Source organism: Flavobacterium sharifuzzamanii (assembly GCF_003254585.1).
Taxonomy (GTDB): domain Bacteria; phylum Bacteroidota; class Bacteroidia; order Flavobacteriales; family Flavobacteriaceae; genus Flavobacterium; species Flavobacterium sharifuzzamanii.
In genome coordinates this window covers 104,315-124,921 of the sequence record NZ_QJGZ01000037.1, presented here as the reverse complement: position 1 = coordinate 124,921, position 20,607 = coordinate 104,315, and the positions used below count along the sequence as shown (strand labels likewise).

The 20,607-nt window shown below is 31.4% G+C and carries 19 protein-coding genes; 1 reads left to right on the top strand and 18 read right to left on the bottom strand.

Translation table 11 applies throughout. From position 1 onward, the window contains the following. Positions 1 to 17: 17 nt before the first annotated feature. The 16 genes from DMA14_RS09155 to DMA14_RS09080 all read right to left on the bottom strand — a co-directional run bounded on the left by DMA14_RS09155 (position 18) and on the right by DMA14_RS09080 (position 17,774). A complete protein-coding gene (locus DMA14_RS09155; protein WP_111424398.1) occupies positions 18 to 647 on the bottom strand; it encodes an acetyltransferase in 630 nt (209 codons plus the stop codon). Next, positions 644 to 1,282 carry an HAD family hydrolase gene (locus DMA14_RS09150; RefSeq protein WP_111424397.1) on the bottom strand — a complete coding sequence of 213 codons (639 nt, stop codon included), beginning with the start codon at positions 1,280 to 1,282 and terminating at the stop codon, positions 644 to 646. Before DMA14_RS09150 ends, DMA14_RS09155 begins: the two co-directional genes overlap by 4 nt. Positions 1,283 to 1,285: 3 nt before the next feature. Then, complete coding sequence (locus DMA14_RS09145) at positions 1,286 to 2,260, bottom strand: ATP-grasp domain-containing protein (RefSeq protein ID WP_111424396.1); 975 nt, start codon at positions 2,258 to 2,260, stop codon at positions 1,286 to 1,288. Then, entirely contained in the window at positions 2,242 to 3,072 is an 831-nt protein-coding gene (locus DMA14_RS09140) for an NAD-dependent epimerase/dehydratase family protein (protein WP_157957692.1), read from the bottom strand. The genes DMA14_RS09145 and DMA14_RS09140 overlap by 19 nt, the downstream gene beginning before the upstream one ends. Before the next feature lie 37 nt (positions 3,073 to 3,109). Continuing rightward, positions 3,110 to 4,174 carry a Wzz/FepE/Etk N-terminal domain-containing protein gene (locus tag DMA14_RS09135; protein ID WP_111424394.1) on the bottom strand — a complete coding sequence of 355 codons (1,065 nt, stop codon included), beginning with the start codon at positions 4,172 to 4,174 and terminating at the stop codon, positions 3,110 to 3,112. A gap of 5 nt (positions 4,175 to 4,179) precedes the next feature. Then, a complete protein-coding gene (locus tag DMA14_RS09130; RefSeq protein WP_111424393.1) occupies positions 4,180 to 6,657 on the bottom strand; it encodes an SLBB domain-containing protein in 2,478 nt (825 codons plus the stop codon). A 49-nt stretch (positions 6,658 to 6,706) separates the two neighbouring features. Then, positions 6,707 to 7,753 carry a dTDP-glucose 4,6-dehydratase gene (gene rfbB / locus DMA14_RS09125; protein WP_111424392.1) on the bottom strand — a complete coding sequence of 349 codons (1,047 nt, stop codon included), beginning with the start codon at positions 7,751 to 7,753 and terminating at the stop codon, positions 6,707 to 6,709. A 16-nt stretch (positions 7,754 to 7,769) separates the two neighbouring features. Beyond that, complete coding sequence (locus tag DMA14_RS09120) at positions 7,770 to 8,777, bottom strand: mannose-1-phosphate guanylyltransferase (RefSeq protein WP_111424391.1); 1,008 nt, start codon at positions 8,775 to 8,777, stop codon at positions 7,770 to 7,772. Positions 8,778 to 8,809: 32 nt separating this feature from the next. Continuing rightward, on the bottom strand, positions 8,810 to 10,099 hold the full coding sequence (locus DMA14_RS09115; RefSeq protein WP_111424390.1) for a nucleotide sugar dehydrogenase: 1,290 nt from the start codon (positions 10,097 to 10,099) through the stop codon (positions 8,810 to 8,812). Positions 10,100 to 10,381: 282 nt separating this feature from the next. Next, positions 10,382 to 10,846, bottom strand: coding sequence for a UpxY family transcription antiterminator (locus DMA14_RS09110; RefSeq protein ID WP_111424389.1), 465 nt, complete (start codon positions 10,844 to 10,846; stop codon positions 10,382 to 10,384). 75 nt (positions 10,847 to 10,921) lie between these two features. Then, positions 10,922 to 12,313: a UDP-glucose 6-dehydrogenase gene (locus DMA14_RS09105; RefSeq protein WP_111424388.1), complete on the bottom strand. Its 1,392-nt coding sequence runs from the start codon at positions 12,311 to 12,313 to the stop codon at positions 10,922 to 10,924. 24 nt (positions 12,314 to 12,337) lie between these two features. After that, a complete protein-coding gene (locus DMA14_RS09100) occupies positions 12,338 to 13,321 on the bottom strand; it encodes an SDR family oxidoreductase (protein WP_111424387.1) in 984 nt (327 codons plus the stop codon). Positions 13,322 to 13,331: 10 nt separating this feature from the next. Further along, positions 13,332 to 15,779 carry a polysaccharide biosynthesis tyrosine autokinase gene (locus DMA14_RS09095; protein WP_111424386.1) on the bottom strand — a complete coding sequence of 816 codons (2,448 nt, stop codon included), beginning with the start codon at positions 15,777 to 15,779 and terminating at the stop codon, positions 13,332 to 13,334. Positions 15,780 to 15,794: 15 nt separating this feature from the next. Next, the gene (locus DMA14_RS09090) at positions 15,795 to 16,586 is read right to left on the bottom strand and encodes a polysaccharide biosynthesis/export family protein (protein ID WP_111424385.1); all 792 of its coding nucleotides are present in this window, start codon (positions 16,584 to 16,586) and stop codon (positions 15,795 to 15,797) included. Positions 16,587 to 16,657: 71 nt separating this feature from the next. After that, positions 16,658 to 17,278, bottom strand: coding sequence for a recombination mediator RecR (recR, locus tag DMA14_RS09085; protein ID WP_111424384.1), 621 nt, complete (start codon positions 17,276 to 17,278; stop codon positions 16,658 to 16,660). A 130-nt stretch (positions 17,279 to 17,408) separates the two neighbouring features. Further along, positions 17,409 to 17,774 (bottom strand): CoA-binding protein, encoded by a 366-nt coding sequence (locus tag DMA14_RS09080; RefSeq protein WP_111424383.1) that lies wholly within the window; start codon positions 17,772 to 17,774, stop codon positions 17,409 to 17,411. A gap of 152 nt (positions 17,775 to 17,926) precedes the next feature. Here DMA14_RS09080 and DMA14_RS09075 point away from each other — a divergent pair, with 152 nt between their 5' ends. Continuing rightward, positions 17,927 to 18,553 (top strand): MarC family NAAT transporter, encoded by a 627-nt coding sequence (locus DMA14_RS09075; RefSeq protein WP_111424382.1) that lies wholly within the window; start codon positions 17,927 to 17,929, stop codon positions 18,551 to 18,553. 82 nt (positions 18,554 to 18,635) lie between these two features. Here the strand turns inward: DMA14_RS09075 and ctlX are convergent, their stop codons facing one another. Beyond that, positions 18,636 to 19,571 carry a citrulline utilization hydrolase CtlX gene (gene ctlX, locus DMA14_RS09070; RefSeq protein WP_111424381.1) on the bottom strand — a complete coding sequence of 312 codons (936 nt, stop codon included), beginning with the start codon at positions 19,569 to 19,571 and terminating at the stop codon, positions 18,636 to 18,638. 91 nt (positions 19,572 to 19,662) lie between these two features. Further along, positions 19,663 to 20,577: a dimethylarginine dimethylaminohydrolase family protein gene (locus DMA14_RS09065; RefSeq protein WP_111424380.1), complete on the bottom strand. Its 915-nt coding sequence runs from the start codon at positions 20,575 to 20,577 to the stop codon at positions 19,663 to 19,665. Positions 20,578 to 20,607 lie beyond the last annotated feature (30 nt).

Here is a 20,607-nt window from a genome sequence, read left to right as displayed (position 1 = left end):
AGTTTTTGAGTCTTAACTCACCTCACAAACCTTTGAGGGTTACCAACATACAACCCCGGTTCGTCAATGTTTTTGATAACTACAGTCCCTCCTCCAAGTCTTGTATTAGATGTAATATTAATATTGTCTATAATTGTTGAATTAATTCCAATTATACACATTTCCTTAATATGTATGAAACCTGCCAAAGCTACTCTTGGTGAAATAAAGCAATGACTATCAATCTTTGTATCATGTGCAATAACAGAACTGATATTAATAATAACATTATTTCCAATTATAACGTTGGCATCAATACTGCAGCAAGGATAAATTACAGAACCATTTTCTATTTTTGCAGTATTATCTACCCATGATGAGGAATGTATAACTTTTCCAAATGGAATTATACCATTAAACCTTTCAAACAAAGTCTTACGAACTAATAAATGATTATATCCAATTCCTATAATCAATTCATCAAAAGTTCTCTTCAAATATTCTTTTTCAATCGAATCTGAATTTCCAAGAATTTCATATCCATTAATTTCACTCACAGTAGCAAAATCATCAAAAAAAACGATTTTACCGTAGTGATTATCAGAAATAGCATAATGAGCAATTTGCTGACCTAAATCCCCACTTCCAATTATAGCTAGCGTTTTCATTTCAAATATTGTAAAACCTCACTAAGATTATTGATTTTGTAAATTGACTTTTGATAAAAGTTATCTCTATCAATCAATAAGCATTTCATTCCTAATTGACTAGCAGGTTCAATATCTAATTTCATTGAATCACCAACATATAAAACCTCATTTGGAAGGCAATTAATTTTCTCCAAAGCTTTTTGATAAAATTCTATATTTGGTTTTGCAATTCCTAATTCTTCAGATACTAGAACATCTTTAAAAATCGAACCAAAAAAATGCTCTAATTTTTCCTTTAATGAAGTATTAAAGTTTGAAATTATACCAATAGGAATATCAATTGTATTTAAAACGTCAGTATCATCAAATTTTTCCCATGGAAGATAAGTACAATTATTAAATATAGCATTAATTAGATCTTCCGTTGGAAAAATTCCTAATAATCTTAAGAATTCAGTATTAAAATAACGATAAAAATCTGAATCAGTCCTATCAGGAAAATGTATAATTTCGGATAACGCTTTGTGCTTATATTTCAACTCATCCATTGAAACTGAATGATTAAAATTTAGCAAAGTTTCGTTTATCCTTTGATAAATCATAGGCTTCCATAAAATAGTTCCAGAAACATCCAAAAAAATGTATTTTATCATTCCTTAATATAATATATGTTTTGACGAAAGATTATTAAGTTCATTTTCATGAGATGCATCTGGATAAACCACATCTAAGAAAATTCTTGTTGCGATACCTTTAATTGGTTTTGCTACATCAGGTTTCACGTTATATAAATATTCCTGAACGCCATATTTAACATCTTGAAACCCTAAATTATGACGAATTGAATTTGTACCAGAAATTCTACAATTCACTTCAAATGGTACAATTTCTCTATTTTCTGTAACAATAGATTGAATATTAAAACTTCCTTTTAGTCCTCCTAAATCAATCATTTTTTGGGCTATCACTCTTATTTCGTCATCATATTCAAATATGACTTTTGATTTAGATGTTGTACCATTAGTTAATTCTCTCTCCATTGTAAACACTGAATGAAGAACGTTCTCTTTAGTGACGTAAACTGCCGAAGTGATTTCTTTACCTTTAAGCAACGCCTGAATCATATATTCTTCCGACAATACCTCTGGGTTACTTGGATTAATCAGGATGCCTCTAGATCCACGGCCTTCTCTTGGTTTTGCAATTATCTGATCTACTGAATGATCGAATTCTTTAGGCTTCCAAGATTGGGCAAAAGGAATATCATTCTTAGTATGATATAGAAATGTTTCGTACTTGTCTAAATAAATTTTAGCTATCTCGGCATCACTTGCAAGAACTGTCGCATTTAAGACTGGCTTATTAAGAGATAAATAATATACTTCATAATCCGTAGAAGGAATAATTAAATCAATATGTTCTGAATCAACAATGCCCTGTATTGCAGAAATATAATTCTGTTCATAAGAATATGGCACCTGAAAAGTCTTATTACATAAATAATTTCCAGCTGTAAAACTATTTATATCAACACCAATCAGCATTATCTCTGGGAAAGAATCTTTGATATTTCTTAAAATACCTTGTCCAACATTCCCTCCTATACCAGTTACTAATATTTTTTTTTCCATTCAATGTATCTTTGTAAACTCGTCTCAATATTACTTTCAGATGTCCAATTTAGAAGATCGCGTGTATAAGTATTATTATATTTGAACGATATCGAATTATCTTCTTTTATGAATTGGATTTTAGCCTTCAAATAATCAGCAACTATATTTGCAATATCTAAATTAGAATAATGCTCTTCGGAAACACCTAAAAGTACTTCACCGTTTAATTTTTCTCTATTTTTAATTATTAATTTTATATATGTAACAACATCTTCTACATGGATATAATTTTGAACTCTTCCTCCATTTCCCCACACCTCAATGATGCCATTTTGTAGTGCTTGATTAATATAATTAGGAATCAATGTGTTTTCTTTCATTCCTATTCCAAACAAAGAAGATATTCGTAAAATTGTGTTTCTCTCATGATTCGAAACAATTTTCTCTGCCCAAAACTTTGATAATGCATAACTTGATTGAGGACTTACAATCGATTTTTCATTCTGAATTTCTCCATTTAAATGATAAACTGATGTTGAAGAAATATAAATTATATGTGAATTCTTAAATTTATTTATGATTTTTTCAGTTAATGAAATATTCACCTCATATAATTTGTCATTAGAAAGAACAACTTTACCTGAAGCAACAGCAGCGTGGCAGAGTATTACAACATCAATATTGTTATCAATATCATCTAAATGACCAAATACTGGAATGCTATTTGAAAAGTCATCCTTAGTTCCTAATCCAACAATCGAAAAATCATTTAGTTTGTTTACTAAATTACTTCCTAAAAAACCTTTAATTCCTGTAATAAGAATTTTCAAAATCTGTATTATTTAAATTTGATAGTTCTCTTATTATTTATAAAAGTTTTAAAATTCTTCTAAAAACTAAAAAGCAAATCGTAAAAAAAACAACTATTACACCCCCAACAATAAATCCCTTTATTTTACCGATTCTTTGTTTAGCCAATGGAAGAATTGGCCTATCTATTACTTGTATTAATGGAGTTTCTTTACGCAATGTAACTTTTGCTAATTCTGATTGTTTTACCAGCTCAGTTAATATTGCAGTATTGGCCTGAACGTCAACTTGTCTGCGTACAGATGGAGATCTCCGTACATTTAATGCCGGATTCAAATTAAAAGTATTATCATTGGCAATTGCTACTCCAGTAATTGCTCCATTTAGTTCCATTCTAATTGAATCAACCTGTCTTTCTAAAATTGACATGTTCATTCTAGCTTTTCTACTTTTGGTTTCTACATAAAATTTACCAACTTGTTTTGCCAGTTCTTCACAAAAAAATTTTGCAAATAGCTCATCTTTTGACGAAACATCTATAGTAATAATTGATATTTTTTTGTCTCTTTGTCCAACAGCTAAATCAGTTTTTAATAAGCTTCCATATATCGCTCCGATGATACTATCTTGTGCTCTTGTAAAATCTTTACGATCAGCATTAGGCAAAAATTGAATATTCGATAATTTCGGATCATTCTCCCATCCTTTCCTCCAAAAATTATTTTGTATATACATTTCTGCCAAAGAAATGGTCTTGCCTTTTAAATTAACTGGAGAAAGCAATGTCTTCTCAACCATAGATCTTGATTTAAATAGCTCCGTAAGATTCGCTCCGTTAAAAATTCCTCCGCCACTACCACCTAAATCTAATCCAAATGAGCTGGCCAGACCTAATGCCCCACCGATACCGCCTCCACCTTTTTCATCTTCTAACGCAAATGATAAACTTGCTGTATAAATAGGTTTTTTAACAAATGCATAAGCAATTCCCAAAAAACCGCCAATTATTCCAGCTGCCAAAATAATCTTCCATTGTGAGCGAAAATAATCGTACCAATTTATAATTTTATCGATTAATTCTCTCAATGTCATCTCATCGCCTTCGGTATTTCTATTTTCCATTAAAATTATTTAAAAGCGGTTACAATTAATAATGCTAAACTAGCAAATGCAGTTCCAAGCCCTGCCCATTCTCCAGCACTCATCTTTTTCTTTTCAGGTTTTTCGGGAACGACAATCTGAGAATCTGGTTCTACTTTTGGATAAGATCTAAAAAATAAAAATGAGGTTGTTACAGCTGCTTTACCATTAGGATAAATAATATAAGCTTTTCTCTTCCATCCCTTATTATCTACACCCCCAACAGAATTAATATAATATTTAAATCCCTTTCCATTTCTATATGGGATTTCAGAAGTCAATAAAACGTTACCTGTTACTTTTACACCTTCATTGTATACAGCAACTTCAATTTCATCTCCTGGAAATAATGTTACATTAGAATAATGATTTTTATCTTTTACAATTTTTTCCCAATTAACCGGAATAGTCGTGTATTTTAATTCATCTCTTAGTTTTTTTGATAATTTAGATTTAAGCGTATCGTTCGATTTTAGATTTGATTCTTCTTCAGGATTACTCTTTTTATCTAAATTGAGATTTATTTTTTCTAATTGTTCTATCTGTTCTTCCTTTATTGGTCGTTTAATTTTCATTCCATCTAAATTAGCAATAGATGTCAATCCCCCTGCCCTCATTACAACATTATAAACTTTTTCTTTTTTGTTTGCCAATACATATTTTCCAGGATAGGTTACAGCTCCACTTACCTTAACCATTTCGGGTTTTTCATATACTGCCATTCTACGAATATTAATAACATCAAAAGGTTTTAAAATGAAATTTTTAATTTGTTCATTATTATCTGCCGTTATCTCAAGCTCAACTAATTCTACACGTTTAGGATCTGCATCATCAATTGCATCAGATTTGATCATTCTCGCGATCTCAACTCTTTTTGAAGCAGAGCCCGTCAGTCCACCTACTTGAACTACCAGATCATTTAAAGTAAGATTCTCAAAATACTCATATTCACCCGGATTTTTTACCTCACCATCTATGGTAACTTTATACTCTTCTCTGAAATCTAAAATAGAATATACTGTAACTATGTCTTCTCTTTTTAATTCAATATCCGCATTTAAATCACCTGATAAAGCAGCTCCTAAATCTACATTAACAATTTCTGTTGTCAAATCAGTTTTTAAACGAATAATTCTTGCTCGTTTACTATAAGCATCTTCCTTTAATCCTTCTGCCCTTATAATAAGATCTGAAATTCTCATTCCTTCGGTAAAAGAATAATAATCTGGTCTAAAAACAGCTCCTTCAATTTTGATACGATTTTCAAATCGATTTAGAATCTTGGTAACTCTAAAAACATCACCAGATTGAGGTTGATAGGAATTGTATTCACTTTCATTTATATCGTGGATTTTAAATTCTTTTCCAGTCTTTTGCAAAACATTTACTGAAGCTGTATAAGCAAATTCGTTAAATCCAGAAGCAAAAGCTAACAAGTCAGAAAACTTTTCACCCTTTTTCATTTCAAAAATGCCTGGACGCTTAACTTCTCCTTCAACCGTAACTCGTTGACTATAGGCAGGAATTCTAATTACATCATTTTCCTTTAAAGAAACATTATCGGATTGATCCCCTTTAACTAAGAATCTATAAATATCAATATTTTTGTAAACCTTATTGTTGCGTATTAATTCAATATTTCTATAACTGCCGTTTTTTCCTGGTCCACCAGCTAAATGCAAAGCATTATAAACAGTTGCTAACGAAGAAATTGAATAATTACCTGGTTGCTTTCCTCCAACAATTGTTACTTTTATAGTCCGTATTTTTCCCAAGCTAATGCTTACTTGGGATTGGCCTGAACGAACTGTGCTATAAACTTTAGCAATAGCCGCTCTAATCTTTTGTGTGGCAGCCTCAATAGACATACCAGAAACAGATATTTGTCCTACATAATCAATACTTACTTTTCCTTCTACACTAACAGGTATAGTCGCATTATATTCTTGAACACCATAAACGCTTACTTGTAATTCATCACCAGGTCCAAGAATATAGTTCATAGGAGTAGCCAAATTCAAATCTGGCTCAAAATTTAAAGTAGGATTATCAAATAATTCTGACCCAAAAATTAATGCATTTAAAGAATCTTTTGCTTTCTCATTTTTTATTTCATCCTGTTTCCTTCCAAAATCTGATGTTTTCTCTCCTGCTTTTAATTTACTATCCTTACCTTTATTTTTTCCATCACCTTTAGCATTTTTCCTTTCATAATCATTAAGCTTGATCCTGAGTTTATTAAACTCTGTTTGACTCATACCTTTTGAAAGTACCATTGATTCAACTTGATCAATAGTTGCATTATTACTTTTCAACTGAGCACTAATTTTTGCCAAATCATCATCCGATAAATAATCCACTTTCACTGTGCTTAAATCTTTAGATTTTATTATATCTTGTGCAGTTGCATTAAAAGTAATTAATGTAAAAAATAGGGTAAGAACGTATATAATCTTTTTCATATTATTTTAAGAAAAATTATTTAAAAATATTTACTATAAATATTTTAATTTACGAGTATTGTTTTTGGTAATAATCTTTATACGAACCAGAAGTAACATTTTGAAGCCATTCTTGATTATTAAGATACCAATTGATTGTTTTTTCTAAACCTTCTTCAAAAGTAACTGAAGGTTTCCATCCTAGTTCTTTATTAATTTTTGAAGCATCTATAGCATAACGTAAATCGTGACCTGGTCTATCTTTTACATAGGTAATAAGCTTTTCAGAAGTACCTTTTTCTCTTTCTAATTTACCATCCATTATTGTACACAGTAATTTAACCAAATCAATGTTTTTCCATTCGTTAAAACCACCTATGTTATAAGTTTCGTGATTTTTGCCTTCATGGAAAACTAAGTCTATAGCTATGGCATGATCTTCAACAAAAAGCCAATCTCTGGTATAATTTCCATCTCCGTAAACTGGAAGAGATTTGTTATTTATAATGTTATTTATAAAAAGTGGAATTAATTTTTCTGGGAAGTGATATGATCCATAATTATTTGAACAGTTAGTCAAAACGTATGGCAATCCATAAGTTTCTCCATAAGCTCTCACAAAATGATCTGAACTTGCTTTTGATGCTGAATAAGGTGAATTCGGATCGTAAGGAGTCTTTTCAGTAAACAAGCCTTCGGCTCCTAGAGAACCATAAACCTCATCTGTGCTTATATGGTAAAATCTTTTTCCTTCAAAATTATTCTTCCAACTATTTTTAGCTGCATTCAACAAATTCATTGTTCCAATAACATTTGTTTTAACAAATGCAAGCGGATCTTCAATAGAACGATCAACATGCGATTCTGCTGCTAAATGTAGAACTCCATCAAAATCATGAAGTTTAAAAAGTTCATTAATAAAATTTTCATCAACAATATCGCCTTTAACGAAAGTGTAATTTTCTTTATTTTCAATATCTTTTATATTCTCAAGATTTCCTGCATATGTTAATGCATCTAAGTTGAAAATTTGATATTCTGGATATTTGTTCACAAAACGTCTTACTACATGAGAACCTATAAAACCAGCACCGCCAGTTATTAGAATTTTTTTCATTTTTAAATGCTTTTTATTAATTTAGTAAATCTGAATTTTGTTTTTCTAATTCGTTATATATATCTTTCACATCTTGCGAATTTTCTTTTTGCAAAATTAGATTAGCCGTTTCTGTATAAACAAAAATAGTATTTTTCAAACCAAGGAAAGTGGTATGCTTATCACATCCAATAACCATATTACCATTAGAATCTGTTGTATGGCCTTTTGAGTATAAATAATCATAAACGGATTCAAATGACCCTAAATCCGACCAAGAAAAAGAAGCAGGAACAACTTTAATCTTTTTACTTCGTTCCATAACAGCGTAATCTATACTTATTGATGGAATTTGCATAGATAGATTTAAATCCAAAAACCCTTCTTTACTTTCTTCCCATACTATTTTTGATTTTTCATAAACTTCAGGCTGGAATTTCTTTAACTCTTCTAAAAGGACGTTTGCTTTAAAACAAAACATTCCACTATTCCACAGGAAATTACCTTTTGCAATAAATTCTTTTGCTGTAGTTTCGTTTGGCTTTTCACGGAAAGAAATTACATTATCTCCTTTTGCTTCTATGTAACCATAACCAGTTTCTGGTTTAGTTGGTATTACACCAAATGTCACTATAAATCCTTCAGTAGCTTTATTTACAGCTTCATTTATTGCTTGATTATAATTATCCATTTGATCTATAATATGATCCGATGGGGTAATAATTAAAATATCATCTGGTTCAGATGCGAATGCAGCGAAAGCTATAGCTGCGGCAGTGTTTCTTGGTGTTGCTTCAATAAGGTTTAAATAAGATGTTTTGGTTTTGTCCATCACCTTACCACTTAATTGATAATTATCAACATTCCCCACAACCATTACTTTATTTGCTAAGTGACTATTTCGCTCAACAGTCATCTCAAATAATGATTTTCCTTCAAATATTTCAAGATATTGTTTTGGTCGACTCTTACGAGAAAGTGGCCATAAACGGCTTCCAACTCCTCCTGTAAGTATAACATGAGTAATATTCTTATATGAATTCATACATTTGTAAATAAATAAAAGGAGAATTATTCCTAAAGCCTATTATCTGCTAAAGATCCTAAAACTCCTTTTACATCATAAATTAAACCGTTTTCTTTTTTAAAATTTGAAAAATCCAATTCTAGAAATTCAGCATGAGAAACTCCTAAAACTATTGCATCAAATTTATTATTTGGAATAGAGTTAAATGTTACTAAATTATATTCTTTTTTTACATCATCTGTATTTGCAAGTGGATCAAATATGGTAACCAAGATCCCGTATTCTCTTAATGCCTTTACAACATCAACAATTTTAGTGTTTCTTACGTCTGGGCAATTTTCTTTGAAAGTAATTCCAAGCATCAAAAGCTCAGCTCCATTAACAGAAATACCTTTTTTAATCATTAGCTTCACTATTTGCGAAGCTACATATTCCCCCATACTGTCATTCAAACGTCTCCCTGCTAAAATTATTTCAGGATGATACCCAAACTCTTGTGCTCTTTGTGCCAAGTAGTAAGGATCTACCCCTATACAATGCCCTCCAACAAGACCAGGTTTAAAAGGCAAAAAATTCCATTTTGTCGCCGCCGCCGTTAACACTTCTTGCGTATCAATATTCATTAGATTGAAGATCTTTGCTAATTCATTAACAAAAGCAATATTAATATCTCTTTGAGAATTTTCAATAACTTTAGCGGCTTCTGCAACTTTTATAGTAGGTGCTAAATGTGTTCCTGCTGTAATTACTGATTTGTATAAAGCATCAACTTTTAATCCAATTTCTGGGGTTGAACCAGAAGTAACTTTTAGGATTTTTTCAACTGTATGTTCTTTGTCTCCTGGATTAATTCTCTCTGGGGAATATCCTGCAAAAAAATCTTCATTAAACTTTAAACCAGAAACCTGCTCTAAAACTGGCACACATTGCTCTTCTGTAACTCCAGGATAAACAGTTGATTCATAAATAACGATATCTCCTTTTTTTAAAACTTTACCGATTGCTTCGCTTGACTTATAAAGAGGCGTTAAATCTGGTCGATTATTCCTATCAACTGGAGTAGGAACAGTGATAATATAGTAATTGCAATTCTTAATATCAGCTAACAATGTTGTACAATACAAACCAATTTCCTCATTAGTGTCTGTAATTAATACTTTTTGTAAAACATCATCTTCAACTTCTAAAGTTGTATCGGTTCCCGACTTTAAAGAATTAACTCTAGATTCATTTATATCAAAACCAATTACAGAATATTTTGTTGCAAACAGTCGTGCTAATGGCAATCCAACATAGCCTAAACCAATAACCGCAATTTTAACATTTTTTTCCAATTCCATTTTTTTAATTTCTTTAGGCTTCTAAAAACTCACGGCTTCGCCGTTCCAAGTCACAAAGTCTGACTCAGATGCCTAAATTAATCATTTTCGCGCAAATATAATATAATAAGTCTAGTTATTCAATACGGTTTCTCGTAATACTCAAAAACAAATTGTTAATTAAAAGACACTTAACTACAACACATTATTAATCAGGCCGTAAATAATTACTTTATAAAAAAAACAGAAGAAAAAAATCTAAAAAAGACTTTCTCTTCTGCTAATTTTATTAGGATAACGCTATTATTTAAATTTTATTTTCAAAATACATCCTAAACTTTCTAAAACTAAAGTGTAATAATTATTAGAAACCTCTTGCACAATTGCATTTTGATTACTAAAGACTCCTGACTCCAACTTAATTTTGTCTCCAACTTGAATAGTGGAAACTGATACATCACTAATATTCGGAGCCTTAAGGCTTTTTTTTATTATTTCGATTTCTTCATTTTTCACAATTGCTGGTTTTCCTAACCAAAACAAATACCTAACTACACCAGCCACATTAAAAACCGAGCTTCGTTCTGAATCTGGCAACTGCACAAAAACATAAGAATTAAAAAGTGGCATCTCAATTTTTTTCTTTCTGTCAGACCACTGCTTAACTTGAGTAATAAGAGGACAATAACACTCAATTCCCAATTGATTGAGTTTATCTGCGACTTTTTTTTCCCATTTCGGTTTTGTATAAACTACGTACCAATTCATTTTTTTTATTTATCACGAAGCAAAAACCAACTGCACTTCACATTAAAAACCTCATTTTACTCCACAAAAAACCATTTATGCTCCAATACCATTGTAAACAAAACCTATAGACTCCAATTCTTTAGCATTCAAAATATTCCTCCCATCAAAAACAAAAGCTGGTTTATGCATTGAATCGTAAATCTTTTGCCAATCATAAGTCGTAAATTCATCCCATTCTGTCAAAACTGCAATTGCATGAGCATCTTTACATGCTTCATAAGCATTTTCAAATACATTTAATGCTTTTGTGTTTTCTTGACTAGATCTTGTTTCCAAATAATTCAAATCGCTTAACATTTTATTTTCAGAAACCTTCGGATCATAAACAGAGATTTTTGCTTGCTCGTTTATTAAATCATCTGCAACATAAATCGCAGCAGATTCTCTAGTGTCATTTGTATCTTTTTTGAAAGCCCAACCTAAAAAAGTAATTTTCTTATCGGCTACTGTATTGTATAATGTCTGAACAATTTTACTTGAGAATCTCCTTTTTTGATGATCGTTCATTATAATAACTTGCTCCCAATAATCTGCAACTTCATTCAATCCATATGACTTTGCTATATAAACTAAATTTAAAATATCTTTTTGAAAACAAGAACCTCCAAAACCTACAGAAGCTTTCAAGAATTTCGGTCCAATTCTGCTATCCATCCCAATTGCTCTTGCTACTTCATTTACATCAGCCCCTGTTTTTTCACATAACTCTGACATTGCATTAATAGAGGAAATACGCTGTGCTAAAAATGCATTTGCAGTAAGTTTAGACAATTCTGATGACCAAACATTTGTTGTCAAAATTTGATCTTTACCTACCCAATTTGAATAGACATCTACTAGCGAATTAATTGCCTCTTCTCCCTCTGGCGTTGTATCTCCACCAATTAAAATTCGGTCTGGATTTAACAAATCTGACACTGCAGTACCCTCTGCCAAAAACTCTGGGTTAGATAAAATTTGAAATTGAACGCCATTTCCAGTATTATCTAATATACTTTTAATTGCTTCAGCTGTTCTAACTGGCAAAGTTGATTTCTCAACTACAATTTTATTTTGTTTTGCTACTCTTGCAATTTGTCTCGCACATAACTCAATGTATTTTAAGTCAGCTGCCATTCCTTTTCCCTTCCCGTAAGTTTTGGTTGGAGTATTAACTGAAATAAATATCATTTCCGCTTCATCTATTGCCTTATCAACATCTGTAGAAAAAAAGAGATTTCTACCTCTTGCTTCTGCTACAATTTCAGAAAGACCTGGTTCATAAATGGGAATGTATTCGGGATTCGGATCATTCCAATCTGCTATTCTCTGTTCATTTAAATCAACAACTGTAACCTGAATATGCGGACATTTTTGCGCAATAACCGCCATTGTTGGTCCACCTACATACCCTGCACCAATGCAGCAAATTTTTGTAATTTTCATTTGATCTATTTTATCTTGATCTGTTTATTTTAAATTATTCCAATACCATCCCACAGCCTCTTTCAATCCGTCTTGCAAAGAATACTTTGGGTTATAACCAAGAGTTCTTTTTGCTTTTTCGATGCTTGCTAAAGAATGAGGAATATCTCCTACTCGATTTTCGCCATAGATAACTGGAATATCCTTTATTTTTGGATCAAAATCTGACAAATATTCCTTTAAATACTTAACTAAGTCATTCAGTGTATTTCGATCTCCAAACGCTGTATTATAAACAGTATTAATAGCTTCTGGATTTTGACAAATCATTGCTAACTCATTCATTTGAATAACATTGTCTATATATGTAAAATCACGAGAATAATTTCCGTCACCATTAATCACTGGACTCTCATGATTCATAAATTGCTTCACAAACTTTGGAATCACAGCGGCATAAGCTCCATTTGGGTCTTGTTTTCGTCCAAAAACATTAAAATAACGAAGCCCAATAGTTTCTAATCCGTACGATTTACTAAATATTTCAGCATACAATTCATTTACATATTTAGTAATTGCATAAGGAGACAATGGTTTCCCTATAACATCTTCTACTTTTGGGAGTCCTTGAGAGTCACCATAGGTAGAAGAACTTGCTGCATATATAAACCGTTTTACTCCAGCATCTCGCGCTACAGTAAGCATATTTAAAAAACCAGAAACGTTTACATCATTTGTTGTAATTGGATCTTTTATTGATCTTGGAACAGAGCCTAAAGCAGCTTGATGCAAGACATAATTAACTCCTTCAACTGCTAAACTACAATCTGCTAAATTTCTGATATCACCTTCAATTAATTTAAAATTTGGATTCTCTAAAAAGTCTTTTAAATTATGTCGATGTCCTGTAGAAAAATTATCCAGACAAACCACCTTATAACCTAAGCCTAAAAAATACTCAGTCAAATTCGAACCTATGAATCCAGCGCCTCCCGTAATTAAAATTGTATTTTTTGTTTTATTTTCCATTTATCCAAATTTAACTTTTTCTAATTCGACTCATAAATGCTTTCCAAAAACCAACTTTCACTTCTTCTTCATGATAACCATTTGAATATGCTCCGTAACCGTAGCCATAGCCATAACCAGAGCCATATTTTGCTTTATTTTCGTAACCGTTTAAAACAATACTAACATTACTTAATTCTCCACGTTTAAGTCTCGTATTTAATACCGTTATCATATCTTTCTTAGTATAATTCTGTCTTACAATATACAATGTTACATCTGCATACTGAACCAATTCTAATGAATCTGCCACTAAACCAACTGGAGGAGTGTCTAAAATAATATAATCATATTTCTGCTTCAACTCATTAATCAATTCTTTCATTGCCTCACTTAAAATTAACTCAGAAGGATTTGGAGGAACTGGCCCAGATAGAATCACATCTAAATTTGGAATTGGTGTTGAATTAGTAATTTCTTCCAAATTATTTTGTCTTATTAAATAATTAACAACTCCTAAAGATGATTTTATTTGGAATTCATCTGCTAATCTTGGTTTTCGTAAATCTAAACCAACAATTACAGTTTTCTTTTCACTTAAAGCAAAAACGGTAGCAATATTAATAGAACAGAAAGTTTTTCCTTCACCACTAATCGAAGAAGTAATCATTAATGTTTTTGATCCGCTGACTTGTTGTTTTTTATACAAAAACTGAAGTGAAGAACGAACCCCTCTAAAAGCTTCTGAAAGTGCTGATTTAGGTTTGTCAAAAACTGCTAAATTACCCGAATCCTTATTTAACCCAATAACGCCCAGTAAAGGTATTTGTGTAAGCTTACTAATATCATCACTATTCTGAATTGAATTGTTAATGAAAAAAATCACTAATACAAATAACAATGGAATTAAAATCCCTAAAAACAGAGCCATTACATAATTCACAGAAGTCTTAGGACCGATCAGACCTCCTCCGATATCTTTTGCTGGATCAATAAAGTGGATATCTGATAGGTTAGACGCTCGTACAATTTCTGCTTCATTTCTCTTCTGAAGAAATTCTGTATAAATATTATCGTTTAAATCATATTTTCTTTTGATTTTCAATAATTCTTGCTGTTCTGCTGGTAGTCTTCTCACTGTGCTTTCCGCCTGACCAATTTTTGCATTAACCAGCGATAAGTCATATAATAAAGAAGCTTTGGCGGTAACAATATTCTCTTGCAGAACATTTTTCACTGCTGCCATTTGATTATCAAAATCCTTAAATATTTTTTCACTTTTTACGGCATAAGCCATTTCAGATCTTTGAGTAGAAAGTGCAATAAGTTTTGAAACATTAGCTACAATATTCGGGTCTTCAATTCCAGCAACAGAAGGAGCCGGTAATCTAGAATAATCGACACTATTGTTCAAATATGCTTTTAACGAATTATAGTAGGCTATTTTTCTTGCTATTTGATCCTTTTCAACATCAAAATCCATTATTTTCTCTGAAACTTTAGAACCACCTCCTTCTATTTCATAGATATTTTTATCTTTTTGAAAAGATTTTAATTCGTTCCCCGTTTGCTTAAGTTGAGATTCCATTGCCACGAGAGTACTATCAATAAAATTAATAGTATTTGCAGCAAACTGATTTTTGCCATCGAGCTGGATTTTAATAAGCATTTTCACAGTAGAATTCAAATAATCAACCATTCTGGCTTTATTTGTTCCTTGCATTGATAAGGTCAATATCGACCCGCCACTTTTACCCGCATCTACATCTACACCTTTATATTGAGAAACTGTCCCATCAAAATCCTTAAATCTGACAAAATATTCTTTTCCTTTATAAAAACCTGGATTATCTGTTATTTGGAGTTTCCAATTTAAAAATGGAAGAATTACTTTGTCCCCTACTTTATATTTTTTAACAAAAGTTACAGGCTGTACAGAAGTATTACTATAAGAATTAGTGCTATAAGTAATTAACGAAACAGAATTACTTTCAAATGGAATCTCAATTTGATATTCATTCTCACTTAAAAACTTTATACTAATTAATGTATTTACAATTTGCCCTTTTGTTTTGTCAATAGCAACATAAAATGGAACAGCTCCGTAAGAATCTATTAAATTGTATTTTCCTTGTTCTAAATAATCAACATAAAATTGAAGTTTATCTACAACCAATTCATTATGAGATCTTGATTGAATAATTGTAGATATGCCATTTACTTGATCAGAAATTCCTCCCCAATTGAATACCAAACTTGTATTCGATGTAAAAAAAGGATTGTTTTCTTCTTTGATAGAAATCAAAGTCTGCATTTCGTAAATTTTTTCTTTACGAATGTTCACCTGATATGCAATTGCGAAAGTAATAATCAAACTTATCAGAAACCATTTCCAATAGCCTACGATTTTTAACAGAAAGCCCTTAAAATCAAAATGAGAATGATTTTCAAAAATAGCGAAGTCTTTAATATCTAACATTTTAAAAATCTCTTTTTACTTTATAATTAGGTAAACTGTAGTTGCTAAAGACAACAATGTAATTATTGTCCCAATAGATTGTATTCCTGTCTGACCAGTTCCCCAAGTTTTTTGTCTCAATGGTTTAACATAGATATAGTCATTTGGCTGTAAATAATAATAAGGTGATTTCATTACATTCACATCTGTAAGATCAATATCATGCATTTGCACACCTGTTGGAGTCTGGCGAATTACTGTTACTTCTTTCCTATTACCAACTGTTGTAATATCTCCCGCATTTGCAACAGCTTCCAAAATAGTTACATTATTTTTAAATAATGTTTTTGTCCCCGTACTTCCAACTTCTCCATTAATAGTATATCTAAAACCAGCTAACTTAACGGTAACGAAAATATTAGCTTCGCTTTTAAAATATTCCTCTAGTAATTTCTTTTCAATTTTAACACGAACTTCTTCAAGAGTATAACCAATCACATTTATCTCTCCTAAAATTGGCATCCTGATATTCCCATGATCGTCAACTGTAAAACCATCAAAATACAATCCTGCTTCAGATTTACCAGTTTGATTTGATTGGTTTTCTGTAGCACTAAAAATAGAAACTAGCTTGGGATCAATTGCTTTTATATTGATACTTAAAACATCATTAACTTGTAATCTATAAGGCTTTGATTCTACCGCTGCAATCGCTGTTTGCTCGCCAGAATCATTTTTGTCCTGAAGATAAACTAGATCTTTAATAGGAATACATGAGGTAAATAATACAGAAATTAATAAGAATAGAAAAAAAAATTTTTTTGTCATTCGTTCAATTTTATCGCAAATATAGCTTTCCCTTTAGCGTCCAGAAAAACCAAGTTGTTATTTGGGGTTGGTTAATTATTTTTAAATGTTTTTTCAAAAGGAACTCTGTGTAAAATACTTCGTCCTAATGTTATTTCGTCTGCATATTCCAATTCATCTCCAACCGATATTCCTCTCGCAATCGTTGAGATGATAATTTCAGAATCTGCTATTTGTTTATAGATATAAAAATTTGTTGTATCCCCCTCCATTGTTGAACTTAATGCAAAAATAATCTCAGATACATTTCCAGATTTCACTTTTGTCACCAAACTAGAAATATTCAACTGATTTGGTCCAACTCCTTCAATTGGCGAAATTTTTCCGCCTAGAACATGATATATTCCTTTAAACTGCCCAGTATTTTCTATCGCCATCACATCTCTAATATCTTCTACGATACATATTGTTTCATGATTTCTAATTGGATTAGCACAAATCTCACAAATTTTAGTATCAGAAATATTATGACAGCTTTCACAAAACTTAATATCCTCTCGCATATTCAATAACGCTTGAGACAAAAAAGCAGTTTGTTCTTTAGGCTGTTTTAGCAAATGAAGAACTAATCGAAGTGCCGTACGCTTACCTATACCAGGCAATTGCGACATTTCGTTTACTGCTTTTTCAATTAATTTTGATGAAAATTCCATGACGACAAAAGTAATACTTTTAATGATTTAGCCTACATTACAGCCATTAAATTCAAGGCCTAATCCTATTTGAATTTTATTACGAAACCTCCTTCTTTTATTGGCTCAAACAAAAGTACCAACTTATTGTTTAATACTGATTTGTAGCCAATAAAACTAATGTGCAAGCCACTTCTACCTCAATACCATTCGACTCTAATAATTGATACAATTGTGGATTTTCAGTCCCTGGATTAAAAATTACTCGTTTAGGATGCGATTCAACAATATAATTATAATAATCTCTTTGACGAACAGGATTTAAATACAAAGTAATAGTGTCTATATTTTTAACTGGCATTGCCTTAGTCTGAATTTTTACTCCAGCTACTTCACCTGTTTTTTGTCCAATTGCTAACACTGAATGCCCTTTTCCTACCAACATATTTATAGCTCTATATGAATAACGTTCAGGATTTGTTGATGCTCCTATAACTAATGTTTTTTTACTTTTCATGGTTTTTATTTAGACTGCAAAAGTAATCAAAAAGAACGATTTAACTTTATGTCTTTGATACAGAATCGGCAACCATAAAAAACATTATTATAACATAATTTCACACAAAAGCATTAAAAAATAACTACATTTACTTCACTAACCAATATTATATGGAATTATTTATTTACTTATTTGCTGCCTTATTCTCGGTATTAAATCCAATCGGTACAGTACCCATTTTTGTTGGCCTTACCCAACACGATTCCCAAAAAGAAAGATCCCGAATCTCTCTTTGGACTGCGATTAATGTTTTTATCATATTATTGGTTTCTTATTTTATTGGCCAATATGTTTTAACTTTTTTCGGTATTAGTATCGATGCCTTAAGAATTGCGGGAGGAATTGTAATTGTAAACTCCGGATTCTCTTTACTCTCAGGCAAGTTCAACAAGAAACGAGGAATTAATAAAAAGATTGAAAATGAAGCACAACATAGGAATGACATCGCGCTTACGCCATTGGCAATACCAATGCTTGCTGGCCCTGGATCTATGTCTCTTTTAATAGCTTTTTATCAAGAACATCACGAAATAAATGAAATTATAATTTCGTCATTAGCTATTTTGGCAATTGCTGTTGCCATTTTTGCCATTTTAAAAAGCGCCCATTATTTAGCTAGAATTTTAGGAGCTTCAGGAATTGTTGCTATTTCAAGAATTGTCGGCTTTATCGTTATTTCAATAGGCATCCAATATATTGTAAGCGCCATCATCAATATTGTTAAAGGAAATTTCTAATCAATATTAATTACTGCAAAAAAGAGAAGGGATGAAATTATTAATGTAATTTCATCCCTTCTCTTTTTATCAATTTAGTTTATTAAACTCTTGGCAAGAAAACTTCTGCCATCATACATCTGGCGCTTCCTCCGCCACATGCCTCAATTGTATCTAAACTTGAACTTAAAATTTCTGCGTGATTTTCTAATTGCGAAATTTGTTTTGGAGTTAAGCTTTGATGTGCCGATGCACTCATTACAATGTATCTCTTATCATCTTTCCCTCTAACTTCCAGCATGTTTCCTGCAAAATTATTCACTTGATCTTCGGTTATTAAAATAACTTCTTTCTGATCTTGCTTAAGATTATCCAGAACCATTTTACGCTCTTTCTTATCATCAATTGAATCTGCGCAAATAACTGCAAAAGTTTCACCTAAACACATCATTACATTAGTATGATAAATTAATTTACGCTCACCATCAACAGTTTGAAAAGCTTCGAAAATTACAGGAGCATAATCAAAATCTTCACAGAATTCTATAAACAATTCTTCATCTGCTCTTGGTGATAATGCGCAATATGCTTTTCCGTTTGCCCTATCTAATAACAAACTTCCTGTTCCTTCTAAGAAAATGCCATCTTCTTCTGCAGAAGTATAATCCATGATATTTGCAATTTCGAATCCTTTTTCTTCCAAAGTATCCAAAATATCTTCACGACGTTCTTGACGACGATTTTCAGCGAACATTGGATAAAGCGCCACATCTCCATTTTCGTGAAATGAAACCCAATTGTTTGGAAAAATACTATCTGGAGTATCACTCTCTAAATTGTCATCAACAACGGTTACATCAACACCAACTGCTCTTAGCTTTTCTACAAAAGCATCAAATTCTTGCTGCGCTTTAGCATTAACAGTACTTGGCAAAAGTCCGTCTAATACCTTTTGATAATAATTATTGACCGCTGTCTGTTCATTCATTCTGAACGCAACTGGGCGAATCATCACGATAGCATTAGTAGTTTGTTTCATTTTTTATATATTTTTTAGTTTCAAACTTCAAGTTTCAGGTTTCACATCTTATAAAAACTTGAAACCTGAAACTTGAAACAAAAAAACTCTTTTAGTCTCTAATTAACGGAAGCGTTGAACATCTCAACAAACCTTCTTGTTTTGAAATTTCAGCATACGGAATTTCTTCAACTGTAAAACCATTTTCACGAAGCCAGTTATTCAATCTCGTAAAATTCTTTTCAGAAACCACCACATTTTCATCAATTGAAAACACGTTCGAAAACATATTATACATTTCGTTTCTTTCAATGTGAAATAGGTTTTCTTTTCCAAAAAGTTTCACTAAATAAAGATAATCTGCTTCTTCCCGAAAACCTCTTTTGTAAATAATTCCTTTATCTTTTCCAACAGGTTGAAAACAACAATCTAAATGCAGCGCATTATCTCTTGCTTCCAATTTAGATTTTACTAAATCAAATTCCTTTACAATCTTATTAGGGAATAATGATTTAATATAGTTTACACCATGCATATTGGTTCTTGCAGTAATATAATCTTTATAATCGCTTCCTTTATAAGTTCCAATAAAAATATGATCGTTCCAAAGCATGACATCTCCGCCTTCTATATGAACTTCTTCTGGAGGACGAACTACTTTTAAAGGATCAATCTGATCAATTACATATTGAATAGCATCTAATTCTCTTTCTCTATCCGGCAGAATATTAGATTTTACAAAAACATCATCAATTACAAATCCAATATCACGAGCAAAAATCTGATTGTAATTTTCGATCATTTCTGGACGATAAACAGTTACATCATATTTCTGAAAAACAGCATTAAAAGCTTCCATTTCAGCAACCATATCTTTTTCTACAGGATAAGTCCCTGCCTTAATATGTTCCAATGATTTAGGATCATAAGCTTCTTCTATAGTCGGAGTTGGACCATTATGAACAGCAGAACCCAGAACTACAGCACGAAGCCGAGACGTTTCGTTCTTTACATTTAATTGCAACATAACCTTATTGTATTTTGAGCAAAGATAAAA

Excerpts from the sequence above, each read along its gene's own strand:
- DMA14_RS09110 (WP_111424389.1), bottom strand. The coding sequence starts at position 10,846 with ATGAATTGGTACGTAGTTTATACAAAACCGAAATGGGAAAAAAAAGTC.
- DMA14_RS09100 (WP_111424387.1), bottom strand. The coding sequence starts at position 13,321 with ATGGAAAATAAAACAAAAAATACAATTTTAATTACGGGAGGCGCTGGA.
- DMA14_RS09135 (WP_111424394.1), bottom strand. The coding sequence starts at position 4,174 with ATGGAAAATAGAAATACCGAAGGCGATGAGATGACATTGAGAGAATTA.
- DMA14_RS09095 (WP_111424386.1), bottom strand. The coding sequence starts at position 15,779 with ATGTTAGATATTAAAGACTTCGCTATTTTTGAAAATCATTCTCATTTT.
- DMA14_RS09155 (WP_111424398.1), bottom strand. The coding sequence starts at position 647 with ATGAAAACGCTAGCTATAATTGGAAGTGGGGATTTAGGTCAGCAAATT.
- DMA14_RS09080 (WP_111424383.1), bottom strand. The coding sequence starts at position 17,774 with ATGAAAAGTAAAAAAACATTAGTTATAGGAGCATCAACAAATCCTGAA.
- DMA14_RS09145 (WP_111424396.1), bottom strand. The coding sequence starts at position 2,260 with ATGGAAAAAAAAATATTAGTAACTGGTATAGGAGGGAATGTTGGACAA.
- DMA14_RS09120 (WP_111424391.1), bottom strand. The coding sequence starts at position 8,777 with ATGAATTCATATAAGAATATTACTCATGTTATACTTACAGGAGGAGTT.
- DMA14_RS09150 (WP_111424397.1), bottom strand. The coding sequence starts at position 1,282 with ATGATAAAATACATTTTTTTGGATGTTTCTGGAACTATTTTATGGAAG.
- DMA14_RS09075 (WP_111424382.1), top strand. The coding sequence starts at position 17,927 with ATGGAATTATTTATTTACTTATTTGCTGCCTTATTCTCGGTATTAAAT.
- DMA14_RS09090 (WP_111424385.1), bottom strand. The coding sequence starts at position 16,586 with ATGACAAAAAAATTTTTTTTTCTATTCTTATTAATTTCTGTATTATTT.
- DMA14_RS09130 (WP_111424393.1), bottom strand. The coding sequence starts at position 6,657 with ATGAAAAAGATTATATACGTTCTTACCCTATTTTTTACATTAATTACT.
- DMA14_RS09115 (WP_111424390.1), bottom strand. The coding sequence starts at position 10,099 with ATGGAATTGGAAAAAAATGTTAAAATTGCGGTTATTGGTTTAGGCTAT.
- recR (WP_111424384.1), bottom strand. The coding sequence starts at position 17,278 with ATGGAATTTTCATCAAAATTAATTGAAAAAGCAGTAAACGAAATGTCG.
- ctlX (WP_111424381.1), bottom strand. The coding sequence starts at position 19,571 with ATGAAACAAACTACTAATGCTATCGTGATGATTCGCCCAGTTGCGTTC.
- rfbB (WP_111424392.1), bottom strand. The coding sequence starts at position 7,753 with ATGAAAAAAATTCTAATAACTGGCGGTGCTGGTTTTATAGGTTCTCAT.
- DMA14_RS09065 (WP_111424380.1), bottom strand. The coding sequence starts at position 20,577 with ATGTTGCAATTAAATGTAAAGAACGAAACGTCTCGGCTTCGTGCTGTA.
- DMA14_RS09105 (WP_111424388.1), bottom strand. The coding sequence starts at position 12,313 with ATGAAAATTACAAAAATTTGCTGCATTGGTGCAGGGTATGTAGGTGGA.